Genomic DNA, 15,706 nt, shown 5'->3' on the forward strand with positions numbered 1-15,706 from the left:
TAACCTTTTTGGTGGGCTTGTTTTTGTTTATATGAGACGGGCTGGTCGGGGTGGGTGACCTGGGTGTGGGGGGCGGTGGGCTGGCGGCGCACGGCGTCGGCGAGCCGTGGGGCGGCCTGGTAGGCCTCCAACGCGGTGGCGCCACCGACCTCCAGGAAGAGCCAGCAGGCGCCCGCGGGCAAGCGGTTCAGTGCGGGCGGGCGGGGCCCGGCGGCGAGCAGCGCGGCGATCAGGTCGGCGGCCATCCCCTCGACGGTCAGCGGGCGCAGCGGCAGCAGTGCGGGGACGGCGTCGGCGGCGGCGGTCTCGTCGGGGTAGCCGGCCACCACCAGGGCGCGGGCCGGCGGGTCCTCGACCAGCCGCACGGTCGCGCCGAGCAGCAGTGCACAGGTGCCCTCGGTGCCGGTGAGCGCCCGGGCGAGGTCGAACCCGCGCTCGGGCAGCAGGGCGTCGAGCGGGTAGCCGGAGGTGCGACGCGGCAGGTCCGGCATGCCCTGGCGGATCAGGGCGAGGTTTCGTTCGGTGAACTCGTGGAGCTCGCGGAGGAGTCGGCCGGGCCGGCCGGTCCGGCCGAGCAGCTCGGCGCGCCCTTCGAGCCCGAGCGGGCCGCCGACGGTCAGCTCGGTGCCGTCGGCGAGCAGCAGGTCCAGCGATTCGACGTTGTCGGCGGTCCGCCCCCAGGCCACCGAGTGGGCGCCGCACGAGTCGTTGCCGATCATGCCGCCGAGCGTGCACCGGCTGTGGGTGGAGGGGTCCGGGCCGAACCGCAGCCCGTACGGGCGGGCGGCCCGCTGGAGGTCGTCCAGCACGGCGCCGGGTTCGACCCGGGCGGTGCGTCGCTCCCGGTCCACCCCGAGCACCGCTCCCAGGTGGCGCCGGAAGTCTAGGACGACGGCGCCCGGGCCGATCGCCTGCCCGCCGATGCTGGTCCCCGCCCCGCGCGGCACCACCGGGACGCGGTACTGGCGGCAGAGCGCGAGCGCGGTGCTCACGTCGTCCAGGTCGGCCGGCTTGACCACGCCGAGCGGCAGATGCCGGTAGTTGGAGGCGTCGTGGCTGTAGACGGTGCGCTCGGCGGCGCCGAAGCGGACCTCGCCGCGCAGCGTGGCGGCCAGCTCCCGGGCGAGGTCGGCGCCTGGGGTGGCGGACGGTCGGCTCACGGTGGTCCTCCCGGGGTTGGGCGGGCTGGCGTACCGCCGCCGATCATCCCAGCCGGGTCGCGGCCCGGGGCGCGGAAACCCCGGGGTTCCGCCGACGGGGTGTCATCTGACACCCTCGACTGTCATGATCAACGAGAACCGGGCCGACGGGCCCGACGCGTACCTGGCCGGCCTGCCGATCGGTGAGCCCCTGCCCTTCCCCGTCGACGGCGCCCCGTCCTGGGACATCTTCCCGTACGAGGGCGAGCTCAGGGTCAAGGCGCTGGTCGCGCCCGAGCTGCCCGAGCCGCCGCGTCAGGGCGAGGAGGGACCGGAGAGCTGCAAGCAGTGCGCCCGCCCGGACGAGGACTTCCTCTGGACGGACGAGCACTGGCGGCTCAGCACCACCGACGAGCCCTCCGGCCTGCCGGCCGTCGTCCTGCTCCAGCCGCGCGCCCACCACGACCTGCTCGACCTGCCGCCCGGGCGCGCCGCCGAGCTGGGCCCGATGCTGCAGAGGGTGGAGGCGGCCCTGCTCTCGCTCGGCGGCATCGGCCGCGTGCACGTGAACCGCTGGGGCGACGGCGCCGCGCACCTGCACCTCTGGCTGATCGCCCGGCCCGCGGGCATGATGCAGCTGCGCGGCTCCACCCTGCCGCTCTGGATGGACGTCCTGCCGCCGCTGTCCGCCGAGGCGGGGGCCGCGACCGCCGGCCGGATCGCCGCCGCGATGGCCGCCGGCGGCGGCACGGCCCACGCGTAGGGCCCGTCGCCGGACCGCCGCCGGGCGGGAGTCCGAGGACGGGCCCGACGGCCTCAGACCGAGGCCCGCCGTCGCGACGCACCGGTGAGGGTGCCCTTGGCGATGTGGGAGAGCTTGGCCATCTCGAACGCCGGGTAGGCGCCGCCGGCCAACAGGGAGAACTTCACGCCCTCGCGGCCGGCGGGCCGCCGGTGCCCGGCCGGCAGGAAGCGGCGGTGGTGGTCGGCGGCGCGGTGGAAGAACTGCGGGCGCTCGGCGCGCGACACGCACCCGGCGAGGTCGAAGACGAAGAGGTAGTGCCGGATCATCCGGACGAAGAGCGCGTCCCGGACGGCGTCCGAGGCGGGCACCTCCTCCAGCAGCGCGAAGGTGCGCTCGTACTGCTCGAAGATGTCGAACTGGCTGCTGCCCGGCGAGCCGGTGGGGTGGACGGTCTCCCGCCGGCGCAGCTGGACGCAGGCGCGCGGCAGTACGGCGACCCGTCCGGCGGTCAGCATCGCCGCGTGGACCGGCGGGATCTCCTCGTACCGGCCGTCGGGGAAGGACAGCCCACGGTGCTGCCAGTGCTCCCGGCGGAGCAGCCGGTCCCAGGCCAGCGCCGGTGCGCCGACCAGCTCGGGGTGGTCCAGCGGCCCGAACACCTCCGGTCCGGCCTCGGCCAGGAGCGTCTCCGCGCCGCCCGGCCAGTCACGCCCGCCGTGCCGCCGGGTGTGCCCGAAGAGCAGGACGTCCACCGGCCCGGTCTGCGCCAGCCGGTCGGCCAGGGCCTGGAGGGCGTCCCGGGGCAGCAGGTGGTCGGCGTCCAGGAAGAGCAGGTACTCGCCCTTGGCCCGGGCGGCCCCCGCGTTACGGCTGACACCCACGCCGACGGCGGCGTCCAGGTGGAGCGCCGACACCTGCGGGTGCCGGGCCGCGTAGGCGTCGGCCAGCCCGGCCGGGGAGTCGGGGGAGCGGTCCGCGACCACGACGACCTCGAAGTCGCGGAAGGACTGGGCGAGCAGCGAGTCCAGGCACTCCGGCAGCTGTTTCTGCTGGTCGTAGGCGGGGATTACGACGCTGATCAGAGGTGAGGGCATGAGGCCGGAGCGTAGGAGCGGATGCGGGAGGTGGCAAAGGCCTGACGCTCCGTAAGTCTGATCAATACCCGTCAAATGGTACGAGCGTGCGCGATATCTTCACTCGTCATGCCGGTCGCATCCACGACAGGCCTGGATCCGGCGCGACCCGGGCCGCCCGGATCCGGCTCGTCCGGACACGGCCGGACCAGCCAGGACCCGACCCGATCGGGCCCGAACGGACCCCGGCGGACGCGAACGGACCTGAGCGGACCCCACTGCACCTGAGCGGACCCGAGCGGACGCGAACGGACCCGAGTGGATCCCAGCGGACCGCCCGGCGCGGCGGACCGGCCGCGGTGGGTCACCGCGGCCGGTCCCCGGGACGGCGTGTCAGTGGTGGGTGGCCGCTTGCCCGTCCGCCCGCCGGTCCGGCCGTCGCAGCAGAAGCGCCACCACGACGCCGGCCAGCGCCGCCACACCCGCCCCGGTGAGCAGGGTGAGGTGCATGCCGTCGACGAACGCCGTCCGGGCGTGCTCGCCGACCGGGCCGCCGATGCGGGCGGCGGCGGCCAGCGAGGAGCGGGCCGCGTCGGCCAGCTGCGGCGGCAGGCCGGTGACGTCGAGGTTGCTCCGGTAACCGGCGCTGAGGACGCTGCCGAGGACGGCGATGCCGAGGGCGCCGCCCAGTTCGCGGGAGAGGTCGTTCACCGCCGAGCCGACGTTCTGGAGCGAGCGGGGCAGCGCGTCCGTGATGGCCGTGGTCGCGGGCGTCATCGCCAGCCCCGAACCGGCGCCGAGCAGCAGCAGAGCGGCCGCGAGCAGCCAGTACGGGCTGTCGGCGCCGAGTCCTCCGATCGCCGCCATCGCGGCCGCGATCAGCGCCAGCCCGGTCACCCAGGGGCCGCGGTCGCCGAAGCGGGCGGTCAGCCGCGGGGAGAGACGGGAGAGCGGCACCATCGTCACGGCCATCGGCAGCACGCTGACCGCCGCCACCAGAGCGGTGTCGCCGCGCACCAGCTGGAGGTACTGCATGATCACGAAGATGTAGCCGAAGAAGGCGAAGAACTGGCACGTGATCGACAGCGAGCCGGCCGCGAACCGGCGGTTGCGGAAGAGCCTCGGGTCCAGCAGCGGGTGGCGGCGCCGCAGCTCCCAGGCGACGAAGCCGGCCAGCACGGCGAGCCCGGCGGCGATGCCGCCCAGGGTCACCGGCTCGCCCCAGCCGCGGGTCGGCGCCTCGATGACGGAGTAGACCAGCGTGCCCAGGCCGGCCATGACCAGCAGGGCGCCGGTGACGTCCAGCCGCGGGGCGTCCGGGTCGGCCGACTCGGGCACGAAGAGCAGCGTCCCGGCGAGCGCCGCCAGCGCGAGCAGCACGTTCAGCAGGAACACCGAGCGCCAGGACCAGAGCTCCAGCAGCGTCCCCGAGGCGAGCAGGCCGACCACCGCACTGGCGCCGGCCACGGCGGCCCAGACGCTGACGGCCCGGGCCCGCTGGGCACGCGGGAAGGTGCCGGTGATGGTGGAGAGGGTGGCCGGCATGACCAGGGCCGCGCCCACGCCCAGCAGGCCGCGCAGCGCGATGAGCGTGGTCGGGTCGGTGGTCAGCGCGGCCAGTCCGGACCCGCCGCCGAACAGCGCGAGGCCGACGAGCAGCGCGCGCCGGCGGCCGAACCGGTCGCCGAGCGCCCCCGCGGGCAGCAGGAGCGCGGCGAACACCAGGCTGTAGGCGTCGATGATCCACGAGAGCTGGGTCTGGCTGCCGCGCGTCTCCCGGGCGATGTCGGGCAGCGCCACGTTGAGCGAGGCCATCGCGGCGACCACGGTGGCCAGCGCGAGGCAGGTGACGAGCAGGACCAGGTTGTGGCGGACGGCCGGCCCGCCGGAGGCGGCGGCGTCCGGTCGGGCGGCCCCGAGGCCTGTCCCGGGCTCGGTGACGGTCATGACGGTCCTTCTCTCCCTGGCGAACGGGCGCCGGCACCCCGGAGGTTCGGGCGGGCCGGCTCGGTGCGGCCAGAGTGGGCGCGTCGCGACTAGGATTTCAACCGTGATGAATAAATCGCCGCGCCGGGGCCGGCGGACGGGCAGCCCCGACACCCGCGCCCAGATCCTCGACGTCGCGCGCCGACGGTTCCTCGCCGAGGGGTACGAGGCCGTCACGCTGCGTTCGGTGGCCGCCGAGGCGGGCGTCGACCTCGCCCTGGTCAGCTACTTCTTCGGCTCCAAGAAGGGCCTGTTCGGCGCCGCGCTCGCGCTGGCGGCCAACCCCGCCGAGAGCCTCGCCCTCGTCCTCGAAGGCGAGGTGGAGACCCTGCCGGAGCGGGTGCTGACCCAGCTGTTGCACGTGTGGGACGACCCGGAGAACGCCGCCCCGCTGCGCGCCATGCTGGGCGGCGCAGCCCAGGACCCGGCCGCCGGGGTGCTGGTCAGCGAGGTGGTCCAACGCGAGATGATCGACCGGATCGCCGCCCGGATCGGCGGGGCGGACGCCCGTCGGCGCGCCTGCGAGTTCGCCTCCCACCTGGGCGGCCTGATCATGGCCCGGTACGTGCTGCACCTCGAACCGGTTGCTTCGCTCCCGGCTGATGAAATCGCCCGCAGCTACCTCCCGGCCATGCGCCACGCCCTGCGCGTGCGGCCCGCACCGTCCCGCGCGGGCCGGTAGGCGGGGGAGCGGGTTCGTGCGGAGAAGGCCGAAGGCCCCGCGCGGAGGAGCTCCGCGCGGGGCCTTCGGTGCCGGGTCGGCCTAGTACCAGTGGTGCGCCTGCCAGAACGACCAGGCGGCGCAGGGGCTGCCGTAGCGGGAGTTCATGTAGTTCAGGCCCCACTTGATCTGGGTGGCCGGGTTGGTGCGCCAGTCGGAGCCGGCGGAGGCCATCTTGGAGCCGGGCAGGGCCTGGACCAGGCCGTAGGCGCCGGAGGAGGCGTTGACGGCGAGCGGGTTCCAGGTGCTCTCGCGGGACACGATGTTGCTGAAGCACTGCAGCTGGCCGGCCGGGACGATCTGGGCGGCGATCTCGCGCGGGCTGCCGGAGTAGCTCGGCTTGGCGTTGAGCTTGGCGCGCTCCTGCGAGCGGGAGGCGGCGGCGTCGGCGTCCGCCTTGGCCTTGGCGTCCGCCTGGGCCTTCGCCTCGGCCTCGGCCTGCGCCTGGGCGGCGGCCTGGGCCTGCGCGGCGGCAGCGGCAGCGGCGTCGGCCTGGGCCTGTGCCTGGGCCTGGGCGGCGGCCTGGGCCTGCGCGGCGGCGGCGTCGGCCGCCTGCGGGGCTGGGGCCTGCTCGGCAGCCGGCTGCCCGTCCACGGAGACGCCGGCGACCCCGGCCACCGGGGCGGCGGCCTCGGCGACGTTGCCGCCGCTCTGCGGGATGGCGAGGGCGGCGGTGGCCGCGCTCGCCACCACGAGGGTGGTGATACCGGTGATCAGCGAGTTTCGGCGGGCATGGCTGAGCTGCATGGAGCGGACGATCCTTTTCCGTCGGGGCCGTGTCGGGAGCGCGGGGGCATCCGGCACGCGGGGCGGGGCTCGGGTGAGCAGGGCCCGCAATGCCGTCCGGGACGGCCATGGCACCCCGGCGGTGAGGGCGGGGCGGGCGGGTTGCGCGGCGGCCGGGGCCGGTCCGCGCTGCCTGGCGACGGGCCATTCTTGGCAGAGCGCGGCGGGGGCGGCAAAGCCGCCTGCTACTACGCGCGGTAGTGGCCAGGGGCGGCGGAAACGGCGAGGCGCCCGGCCGGAGCCGGGCGCCTCTGGGTGATTTGTCCGTTTTGTGAAAAGAGGGGGCGACTTGCCTGCGTCGTCGACGAACGATCGGCCCCAACCGGCCCGCCGCCTGCGTTCTTCCGGGTCCGGACCGGCTCCGCGGCCGGGCCGGACCGGTCCGGACGAGGTACTACCGGCCGCCCCGGCCGCCCCCGCGGGTGGCCTGCCACTATCGGCGGCAGTAGATGCGAAAGGCCGTGTGGGAGGCCTCACACCCCGGCCTGCCGGGGGTGGGCGCAGCGTGACCGGCCGGTCACCGGATCAGTGGCCCCGGTACGGGTTGTGCTCGGGGGTCACCGGAGCGTTCGCGTACGGCTGCTGTCCGGCGGCCGGAGCGTTCGTGTACGGGTTCTGCCCGGGGGCCACCGGGGCGTTCGCGTACGGGTGCTGCCCGGTGGGCGGAGCGCTCGCGTACGGTCCTTGCCCGGTGGTCGGACCGTTCGAGTACGGGTTGCCGGGCACCGGCTGCTGCTCCCCGTACGCCGGGTAGGAGGGGACGTCCGGAAGGGCGTCGTCGGCCGGGGCGTCCTCGTCCTCCTCGCCCGCGGCCTCCTCGACCGGCACCAGGTCCCGGGCCAGCAGCGTGGCGCCGGCCACCGCACCCGGCATGGCGAGAACGGTGACGAAGGGGATCAGGAACGCCAGGATCAGGGGGACGCCGAAGCCGAGCGTCAGTCCGAGGCGGGCGCGCAGCAGCCGGATCCGCTCACGCTGCGGCACCCCGCGCCGCTGGAGGGCGACCGCGGTCAGCTCGACGGCCATGAAGAAGCCGGTGACGAGGAAGCCGGCGACCGGTACCAGGGTCTGCCCGACCACGGGGATGAACCCGCAGGCGAACAGCAGGACGCCGAACCCGGCCACCCGCACCAGTACGTGGAGGCTGTCCCGGGCGGAGACCACCAGCTCGCGCCAGAGCGGCACGTCCGGCGGGGTGGGCGCCCCGCCCTCGGTCTCGTCCACCTTCTCGCAGAGCGACTCGTAGAAGGGCTGGCCGACCAGCAGGGTGACGGCGGTGAAGGTGATCAGCGAGATCAGCAGTCCGCCGCCGAAGACGATCAGGGCGAGTGCGCCGCGCAGCAGGCCCTGCCAGGGCGAGCCCCAGTCGTCCGCGAACGGGGTGGCCCAGGTGGCGAGGTCGTCCGACCATCCGCCGAGGAACCCCAGTGCCACCGCGTACCCGATCAGGGTGAGCAGCGCGGGGATCATCCCGAACGCCCACCAGCGGCCGTGCCGCCCCACCCACTTCTGGCCCTTGGCCAGGTACCCCATCCCCGCCACAAGATCTCGCATAGGGGAAAAGGGTAGGGGCTGGCCGTCGGCGGGTCATATCCGTCCCGTCACGGTCCGGTGCCGACGGCCCCGCCGGCGCCCTGCGGCACCGGCCCTGCGGCCCTGCGGCACCGGCCCTGCGCCACTGCGGCACCGGGGCCCGCCGGCGCAGTGCCGGGGAAGACGGCAGTGGGCCCGGGAGCGGCACCGGGCCCGGAAAACGGCACCGGGCCCGGGAGCCTCCGCAACGGCTTCCGGGCCCGGCGTTCGCGGGCGGCGCGGTCCGGCTCAGGCGGCCGGCGCCACCGCCGCAGCCCGTCGCCGGCGGCCCACCACGGCCGACGCCGTCAGCACGATGGCTGCGGCGACCAACGACAGGTACATCTGCTTGCGCCCGTCGGCGTCGGTGAACATGTACGCCACCACGAACCCGATCATGCCGATGGCGGCCCAGGTGAGGTAGGGGTACAGCCACATCCGGACGGTCAGGCGCTCCGGCATCTCGTTCTCGATGATCTTGCGCATCTTCAGCTGGGAGAAGCAGATCACCAGCCAGACGAAGAGCGCGATCGCACCGGAGGAGTTGAGCAGGAAGGAGAAGACGGTGTTGGGGGAGGTGTAGTTGAAGAAGACGGCGACGAAGCCGAAGACCACCGAGGACAGGATCGCGACCATCGGCACACCGCGCCGGTTCACGGTCGCGAAGGCCTTGGGGGCGTCGCCGCGCTGGCCGAGCGAGAACGCCATCCGCGAGGCGGTGTACATGCCCGAGTTGAGGCAGGAGAGCACGGCCGTCAGCACGATCACGTCCATCACCTGGCCGGCGCCCGGGATGCCGACGTGCTCCAGCACGGCGACGTACGGGCTGCCCTTGACCGCGTCGGAGTCCCACGGCAGCAGGGTGACCACGAGCAGGATGGAACCCAGGTAGAAGACGCCGATCCGCCAGATCACGCTGTTGGTGGCCTTGCTGACCGCCTTCTCCGGGTCCTCGGACTCGCCGGCGGCCAGGGTGACGATCTCGCTGCCCATGAAGGCGAAGACGACGGTGAGCATGCCGGTGAAGACCGCCCCCACGCCGTGCGGCAGGAAGCCGCCGTGGCCGACCAGGTTCGTCGTGCCGACCGCGTGGGTGCCGGGCAGCAGCCCGAACGCGGCCAGGGTGCCGATCACCAGGAAGGCGGCGATCGCCACCACCTTGATCCCGGCGAACCAGAACTCGAACTCGCCGTAGGAGGCGACCGAGAACAGGTTGGTGGCGGTGAGCACCGCCATCACGATCAGCGCCCAACCCCACTGCGGCACCCCGGGCACCCAGTTGTTGAGGATCTTCGCACCGGCGGTGGCCTCGACGGCCAGCACCACGACCCAGAAGAACCAGTACAGCCAGCCGATGGTGAACCCGGCCCAGCGGCCGAGCGCCCGGTCCGCGTACGCGGAGAAGGAGCCGCTCTGCGGGTCGGCCGCCGCCATCTCGCCGAGCATCCGCATCACCAGCACGACCAGCACACCGGCCAGCGTGTAGGAGAGCAGGATGCCGGGGCCGGTGGACGCGATGCCCGCGCCGGAGCCGACGAAGAGGCCGGCGCCGATCACGCCGCCGATCGCGATCATCGACAGGTGGCGGTTCTTGAGCCCGGCCTTCAGGTGCCCGTCGGCGCCGTGGCCGGGTGCGCCGTGACCGCCCTGGCCGGCCTGGCCGTGCTGCGGGGGGACGGCGTCGGCCGGCGGCGATCCGGCCGTAGTGGTGGTTTCCGCACTCATGGAGGGTGAGCCCTGTGCCTTTCCAGCGCGGCTGACCCTCGGCTCGTGCACCGGAGGGTGGGGGACGTACCCGCGCAATGCGGTGCAACCTAACTTCTACCTACGAGTATCGGAACAAGGGTCGCGCAATTGTTCGCTCAGCGGACGCAAAGTGCCAGGTCAGAGCGGGTGAAAAGATGTCGCGGAAAGCTCAAATCTGAGGCATCGTCAGGCCTTTCGGAGCCCCTCGGGGCCCGCCGAGGGAGCCGGGCGGCGGGCCGTCCATACTGTCCGCGTGATGATCGTCCTCGTGCTGCTCGGCCTGCTCGCCGTCCTCGCCGTCCTGGCCCTCGCGCACTGGTACCTCTGGCGGCGCCTGGTGCGGGACGTCTCCGCGCCCGGCGGCCCGTGGCGCCGGGCCGGGACGGTCCTCGCCGTCGTCCTGCCGCTGCTCGCGGTGGGAGCGCTGGCCGGCGGGCGGAAGCTGCCGATGTCCGTCGAGCGCTGGCTGGCCTGGCCGGGCTACCTCTGGCTGGCGGTGCTGCTCTACCTGCTGATGGCGCTCGCGGTCGGCGAGGCCGCCCGGCCGCTCCTGCTCCGCCTCCCGAGTCGCCGGTCCGCGGTGTCGCAGGAGGCCCCCGCGTCGCAGGAGGCCCCGGCGGCCGGCGCGACGGAAGCCGCCGCGCCGACGGACACCGCGCCGACGGACACCGCCCCCTCGCCCGAGCGCCGGCTCTTCGTCGCCCGTACCGTCGCGATCGGCGCCGCCGGCGCGGCCGCGGCCGTGGTCGGCAACGGCGCTTACGGGGTGCTGCGCGGGCCGCGGCTGAAGCAGGTCACCGTGCCGCTGGCCAAGCTGCCCGCCGGTGCGCACGGCTACCGGATCGCCGTGGTGAGCGACATCCACCTCGGGCCGATCCTCGGCCGCGGCCACACCCAGCGGATCGTCGACACGATCAACGGCGCCCGGCCCGACCTGATCGCCATCGTGGGCGACCTGGTCGACGGCACCGTGCCCGAGCTCGGGCGGGCCGCCGAGCCGTTGGCGCAGCTGCGGGCGCGCGACGGCGCGTACTTCGTCACCGGCAACCACGAGTACTTCTCCGGCGCCGCGCCCTGGGTCGACTTCGTCCGCGAGCTGGGCGTCCACCCGCTGCAGAACGCGCGCGTCGAGCTGCCCGGATTCGACCTGGCCGGGGTCAACGACCTCGCCGGGCGCTCCGAGGGCGACGGCCCGGACTTCGCCAAGGCGCTCGGCGACCGCGACCGCGCCCGCACCTCCGTGTTGCTCTCGCACCAGCCGGTGACCATCCACGACGCCGTGCGGCACGGCGTCGACCTCCAGCTCTCCGGCCACACCCACGGCGGCCAGCTCTGGCCCGGCAACTACCTCGCCGAACTGGCCAACCCCACCGTCGCCGGGCTGGAGCGGTACGGCGACACCCAGCTGTACGTGACCCGCGGCGCCGGGGCCTGGGGCCCGCCCGTCCGGGTCGGGGCACCGTCCGACATCACCATCGTCACGCTGGCCTCGCTCCGGGCCTGAGCGCGCCCGGGGTCAGGCCTGCTTGCCCTCGCTCCGGGCCTGAGCACGCCCGGGGTCAGGCCTGCTCGTCCTCGCCCTCGGTGTCGATGTGCGGCAGCACCCTGTCCAGCCACCGCGGCGTCCACCAGGCGGCGGGACCGAGCAGGGTCATCACGGCCGGTACCAGGAGCAGCCGCACCACGGTGGCGTCGATCAGCACGCTGACGGCCAGCCCGAGGCCCATCATCTTGATGACGATGTTGTCGCTGACGATGAAGGCGGCGAAGACGCTGACCATGATGAGCGCCGCGCAGCTGATCACCCGGGCGGTGATCTCCAGGGCGTGGGCGACGCTGCCCCGGCTGTCCCCGGTGCGCAGCCACGCCTCGTGCACCCGGGACAGCAGGAAGATCTCGTAGTCCATGCTGAGGCCGAAGACGATGGCGAACATCATCATCGGCACGTAGCTCTCGATCGGCACGGTGCCGGAGACCCCGAGGGCGGGCCCGCCCCAGCCCCACTGGAAGACCGCCACCAGCACGCCGTACGAGGCGGCGATGGAGATCAGGTTGAGCACGGCGGCCTTCACCGCGACCAGCGGGCCCCGGAAGACCAGCAGGATGATCAGGAAGGCCAGGCCGACCACCACGGCGATGATCGGCAGCAGGCGTTCGGCCACGATGTCGCCGAACTCGACCTGGGCGGCGGTCGTGCCGGTGACGTAGGTCTTCGCGCCGGTGCCCGCCACGGCCTGCGGCAGGACGGTGTCGGCGAGGTGGCCGACCAGGTCGGTGGTCTTCTCGTCCTGCGGCCGCTGGGCGGGGGTGACGGTGTTGAAGAGCACGTCGCCGTCGGTGCTGGTCTGGAGCGGGGTGGAGCCCGCCGCGTCGGGCAGGCCGGTGAGCGACTGCTGGACGGCGCTCTGCACGGCGGGCCGGGAGCCGGCCGGGACGGCGCTCTGGTCGACGACCACGGTGATCGGGCCGTTCGAGCCGGGGCCGAAGGCGTCGGACATCAGGTCGAAGGCGCGCCGGTCGGTGAACGAGACGGGGTCGGCGCCGTCGTCGATGTGGCCGAGCTGGATGGAGAACAGCGGGACGGCGAGGACGCCGACGACGACCACCCCGGCCGTCAGGAACCACCAGGGGCGGCGCTCCACCCGCTGGGCGTAGCGGTGCCAGGTGCCGGTGATCTCCTCCCCGGGTGCGGCCCCGGTCTCGGCGACCGGCCGGTGCACGGTCCAGCGGTCCATCCGGCGGCCGATCAGTCCCATCAGCGCGGGGAGCAGGGTCAGCGCGGCGAGCACGGCGGAGACCACGGTCACCCCGGCGGCGGCGCCCAGCTTGGCGATGAAGTTCACCCGCGAGACGGTCAGGCCGGCCAGGGCGATGACCACCGTGCAGCCGGAGACCAGCACCGCCCGGCCGCTGGTGGCCACGGCGTGCCCGGCGGCGGTCACCGGGTCCCTGCCGTCCATCAGGCTCTGCCGGTGCCGGGTGAGCAGGAACAGGGCGTAGTCGATGCCGACCCCGATGCCGATCATGGTCGCCAGGGTCGGGGCCACGGTGGCGAAGGTGGTGGCCGCGGCCAGCAGGCCCAGCAGTCCGAGCCCGACGACGGCGCCGATCAGGGCGGTGACCAGGGGCAGGCCGGCCGCGATGACGCTGCCGAAACCGATCAGCAGCACGATGACGGCGACCCCGAAGCCGATCAGTTCGCTGACCCGGTCGTCGGCCGCCGGGCGCGCCAGCTCGCCGAGCGGACCGCCGTACTCCACCTGCACCCCGGCGTCCCGCAGCGGGGCGACGGCGGCGTCCACCCCGTCGAGGTACTCGTCACCGAGGGTGGTGGGGTTCACGTCGAAGCGGAGCGTGATGTAGCCGGTGAGGCCGTCCGCGGCGAGCGGGCCGCCGGGCGGGGCCGGCTGGCCGGCCGGGGGCAGCGGGCTCTGCACGGACTGCACGTGCGGCAGCCGGCCCAGGGAGGCGACCGCCTGGTCGACCTGGCTCTGGAAGCCGGTCAGCGGCCGGGCGTCGTGGAGCACCACCTGGGCGCTGGTGCCGCCGACCGTCGGCTCGTGGGCCCGGAGGACGTCGCGGCCCTGCTGGGCCTGGGTCTGCGAGAGCGAGAAGTCGTCCGAGAACGTGCCGCCGACCGCGCGGTCGATCACCTGGACACCGGCCAGCGCGACCAGCCAGAGGACGAGGACGAGGACGGGGCGGCGTGCGCACCACTCGCCGAGGGCGCGCAGGGAACTGCGCCGGGCGGGGCGCGTGGCCTGGTCGGTGACACCGGGGGAGGACGCCATGAGCGCTCCTGGGGGAGGTGGCCAGGCGGATTCACCCACGGCCGGGCGGCACGGTCGAGCCCCGATGCTAAGGAGCGGGCGGCGCCGATCAGGCCGGGGACACGCCCCGGTGCCCCGTTCGGCGGCGCGCGGTGGTTCCGGTCTCCCGCAGCGCCAGCAGGACGATCTGCCGGGCGTCCGCCGGCCGGCCGGTGAGACGGGCGGCCAGCAGGCGCGGGATGTCGCTCTCCTGCGAGTACCCGGGCACCACGGTCACCTCCGCCCGCCGCACCCCGGGCTCCCCGGCCACGGCGTAGGTCACGGCGTAGGTGGTCCGGTCCGGGGGCGGGGGCACCCTGGTCGTCGGCATGGCACCTCCTCGCTCCGCCCGCCGGTTGCGTCCGCGGGCGCGCTGCTCCGGCAGTCCCCTGCCCCGCTTGCCCGCTGCTGCCCCGCTCGCCCGCTGCTCCGTCGACGCGCTGCTCCGCCCGCCCATTGTCGCGCCAGCCGCCCCGACCCGCCGGGCGGCTCGGGCGCGGGCGCGGGATCGTGTGGCCGATCGGGGTGAATCCGGGCAGAGTGGGAAATCTCCGGTAGGGGGAACTCCGGGAAGGGGCGACCCCATGCAGACCACCTGGAAGGGGACGATCAGCTTCGGGCTGGTCAGCATCCCCGTGCACCTGTACTCCGCCACCCAGGAGCACGACGTCCCGCTGCACCAGGTGCACGCCAAGGACGGCGGACGGGTGCGGATGAAGCGCTACTGCGAGCAGGAGGAGAAGGAGGTCCCGTACGCGGAGATCGCCAAGGGCTACGAGTCCCCCGACGGCCGCACCGTCACGCTGAGCGACGAGGACCTCGCCGACCTTCCGCTGCCCAGCAAGAAGATCATCGACGTGCTGGCCTTCGTGGACGCCGGCGAGATCGACCCGCTGATGTTCTCCAAGGCGTACTACGTCGGCGTGGCCGACAAGGCCGCGGCCAAGCCGTACGCGCTGCTGCGCGACGCGCTCACCGACTCCGGCCAGATCGCCGTCACCAAGATCGCGCTGCGCAGCAGGGAGTCCCCGGCGGTGCTGCGGGTCCACGACGGGACCCTGGTGCTGCAGACCTGCATCTGGCCCGACGAGGTGCGGCCGGCAGCCGGGATCGCGCCCGAGGAGGAGGTGACCGTGCGGCCGCAGGAGCTGAAGATGGCGCGTTCGCTGATGGACACCCTCTCCGAGGACTTCGACCTCTCCCAGCTCCACGACGACTACCAGCAGGCGCTGCAGCAGGTCATCGAGGCGCGGTTGCAGGGCGTCGAGATGCCGCACGAGGAGGAGCCGGGCGAGGCCCCGGACAACGTCATCGACCTGATGGAGGCGCTGCGCAGCAGCCTCAAGGAGGCCAAGGGCGGGCACCGGCGCGGCCACGCCGGGCCGGCCGCGGAGCCCGGGGAGGCGGCTGCGGAGCCGGGCGCGGCGGAGGAGCCGGCGGAGAAGCCGGCGCCCCGCAAGCGCGCCGCCGCCGCGAAGCCGGCCGGGAGGAGCGCCGACGGCACCGGGAAGGCGGCGGCCGCGAAGACCACCACGGCGCGGAAGAGCAGCGCGAAGACCACCGCCGCGAAGACCACGGCCGCGAAGAAGACCGCCGCGAACACGGCGGCCACGGACGCGACGACCGCGAAGAAGGCCACCACCAGGAAGTCCGCAGCTCCCCGCAAGGCCTCGTGAGCTGCGTACCGGCAGTCCCCCCGACGTCCGGAGGCGAACCCAGATGGACCTGCTCACCTACAAGGACCTCGACAACGGTCCCGACGCGCCCCAGCACCCGGGCTGGGCGCACCGTGCCTGGCACGCCCTGCTCAGCCTCACCCCGACCGCCGTGGTCCTCCTGGTCGCGCTCTCGCTCGGCCTGGGGGCGATCGGGTCCCAGACCTCGTGGCGGTGGTTGGTCCTCTTCAGCATCGTCTGGGGCGTGACCGTGATCGCCCTCGTCGGCATGATCGCGCGCTGGATGACGCCCGGACCGGGGAGGCACCGGACGGCCGGCTGACCCCTCCGGTGGGCGCCCCGCGCCCCGCCGGGGGGGGCCCCCCCCGGGGGGGGGGGGGGGGGGGGGTTATAAAAAAAACAAGGCCCCCCGAAAGGTTTAGTAGATGTTTTAGGTGGTTATGGTTTTAATTA

Annotated in this window: 13 protein-coding genes; 5 read left to right on the top strand and 8 right to left on the bottom strand. The window is 74.0% G+C overall.

The annotated features are described in order from the left end of the window. Positions 1-1,160: FAD-binding oxidoreductase (locus ACFC1F_RS38100; protein ID WP_376165528.1), on the bottom strand; the 1,160-nt coding region annotated here is incomplete at its 3' end. A 124-nt stretch (positions 1,161-1,284) separates the two neighbouring features. Between ACFC1F_RS38100 and ACFC1F_RS38105 the strand changes: the two genes are divergently transcribed. Next, a complete protein-coding gene (locus ACFC1F_RS38105) occupies positions 1,285-1,902 on the top strand; it encodes a hypothetical protein (protein ID WP_376165531.1) in 618 nt (205 codons plus the stop codon). A 53-nt stretch (positions 1,903-1,955) separates the two neighbouring features. On the opposite strand, the gene ACFC1F_RS38110 is transcribed toward ACFC1F_RS38105, so the two are convergent. Beyond that, complete coding sequence (locus tag ACFC1F_RS38110; protein ID WP_376165533.1) at positions 1,956-2,978, bottom strand: glycosyltransferase family 2 protein; 1,023 nt, start codon at positions 2,976-2,978, stop codon at positions 1,956-1,958. Between the two features lie 372 nt (positions 2,979-3,350). After that, a complete protein-coding gene (locus ACFC1F_RS38115) occupies positions 3,351-4,904 on the bottom strand; it encodes an MFS transporter (RefSeq protein WP_376165535.1) in 1,554 nt (517 codons plus the stop codon). A 106-nt stretch (positions 4,905-5,010) separates the two neighbouring features. On the opposite strand from ACFC1F_RS38115, the gene ACFC1F_RS38120 reads away from it, so the two are divergent. Further along, positions 5,011-5,625 carry a TetR family transcriptional regulator gene (locus tag ACFC1F_RS38120; RefSeq protein ID WP_245204340.1) on the top strand — a complete coding sequence of 205 codons (615 nt, stop codon included), beginning with the start codon at positions 5,011-5,013 and terminating at the stop codon, positions 5,623-5,625. 81 nt (positions 5,626-5,706) lie between these two features. Here ACFC1F_RS38120 and ACFC1F_RS38125 read toward each other — a convergent pair whose 3' ends face one another. From ACFC1F_RS38125 to ACFC1F_RS38135, 3 genes are all read right to left on the bottom strand, one after another. Next, positions 5,707-6,411 carry a transglycosylase SLT domain-containing protein gene (locus ACFC1F_RS38125; RefSeq protein ID WP_376165537.1) on the bottom strand — a complete coding sequence of 235 codons (705 nt, stop codon included), beginning with the start codon at positions 6,409-6,411 and terminating at the stop codon, positions 5,707-5,709. 564 nt (positions 6,412-6,975) lie between these two features. Then, positions 6,976-8,004: an EI24 domain-containing protein gene (locus tag ACFC1F_RS38130; protein ID WP_376165539.1), complete on the bottom strand. Its 1,029-nt coding sequence runs from the start codon at positions 8,002-8,004 to the stop codon at positions 6,976-6,978. Positions 8,005-8,271: 267 nt separating this feature from the next. Next, complete coding sequence (locus ACFC1F_RS38135; RefSeq protein ID WP_376165542.1) at positions 8,272-9,747, bottom strand: amino acid permease; 1,476 nt, start codon at positions 9,745-9,747, stop codon at positions 8,272-8,274. Positions 9,748-10,024: 277 nt separating this feature from the next. On the opposite strand from ACFC1F_RS38135, the gene ACFC1F_RS38140 reads away from it, so the two are divergent. Continuing rightward, complete coding sequence (locus ACFC1F_RS38140; protein ID WP_376165552.1) at positions 10,025-11,272, top strand: metallophosphoesterase; 1,248 nt, start codon at positions 10,025-10,027, stop codon at positions 11,270-11,272. A 55-nt stretch (positions 11,273-11,327) separates the two neighbouring features. Here ACFC1F_RS38140 and ACFC1F_RS38145 read toward each other — a convergent pair whose 3' ends face one another. Both ACFC1F_RS38145 and ACFC1F_RS38150 read right to left on the bottom strand, forming a co-directional pair. Continuing rightward, positions 11,328-13,559 (bottom strand): MMPL family transporter, encoded by a 2,232-nt coding sequence (locus tag ACFC1F_RS38145; RefSeq protein ID WP_376165544.1) that lies wholly within the window; start codon positions 13,557-13,559, stop codon positions 11,328-11,330. Between the two features lie 88 nt (positions 13,560-13,647). Continuing rightward, positions 13,648-13,908 carry a hypothetical protein gene (locus ACFC1F_RS38150; protein WP_376165546.1) on the bottom strand — a complete coding sequence of 87 codons (261 nt, stop codon included), beginning with the start codon at positions 13,906-13,908 and terminating at the stop codon, positions 13,648-13,650. Between the two features lie 253 nt (positions 13,909-14,161). Here ACFC1F_RS38150 and ACFC1F_RS38155 point away from each other — a divergent pair, with 253 nt between their 5' ends. Both ACFC1F_RS38155 and ACFC1F_RS38160 read left to right on the top strand, forming a co-directional pair. After that, positions 14,162-15,253: a Ku protein gene (locus ACFC1F_RS38155; protein WP_376165548.1), complete on the top strand. Its 1,092-nt coding sequence runs from the start codon at positions 14,162-14,164 to the stop codon at positions 15,251-15,253. A gap of 43 nt (positions 15,254-15,296) precedes the next feature. After that, entirely contained in the window at positions 15,297-15,575 is a 279-nt protein-coding gene (locus ACFC1F_RS38160) for a hypothetical protein (RefSeq protein ID WP_376165550.1), read from the top strand. Positions 15,576-15,706: the final 131 nt, after the last annotated feature.

It is taken from the genome of Kitasatospora sp. NPDC056181 (assembly GCF_042266225.1).
Taxonomy (GTDB): domain Bacteria; phylum Actinomycetota; class Actinomycetes; order Streptomycetales; family Streptomycetaceae; genus Kitasatospora.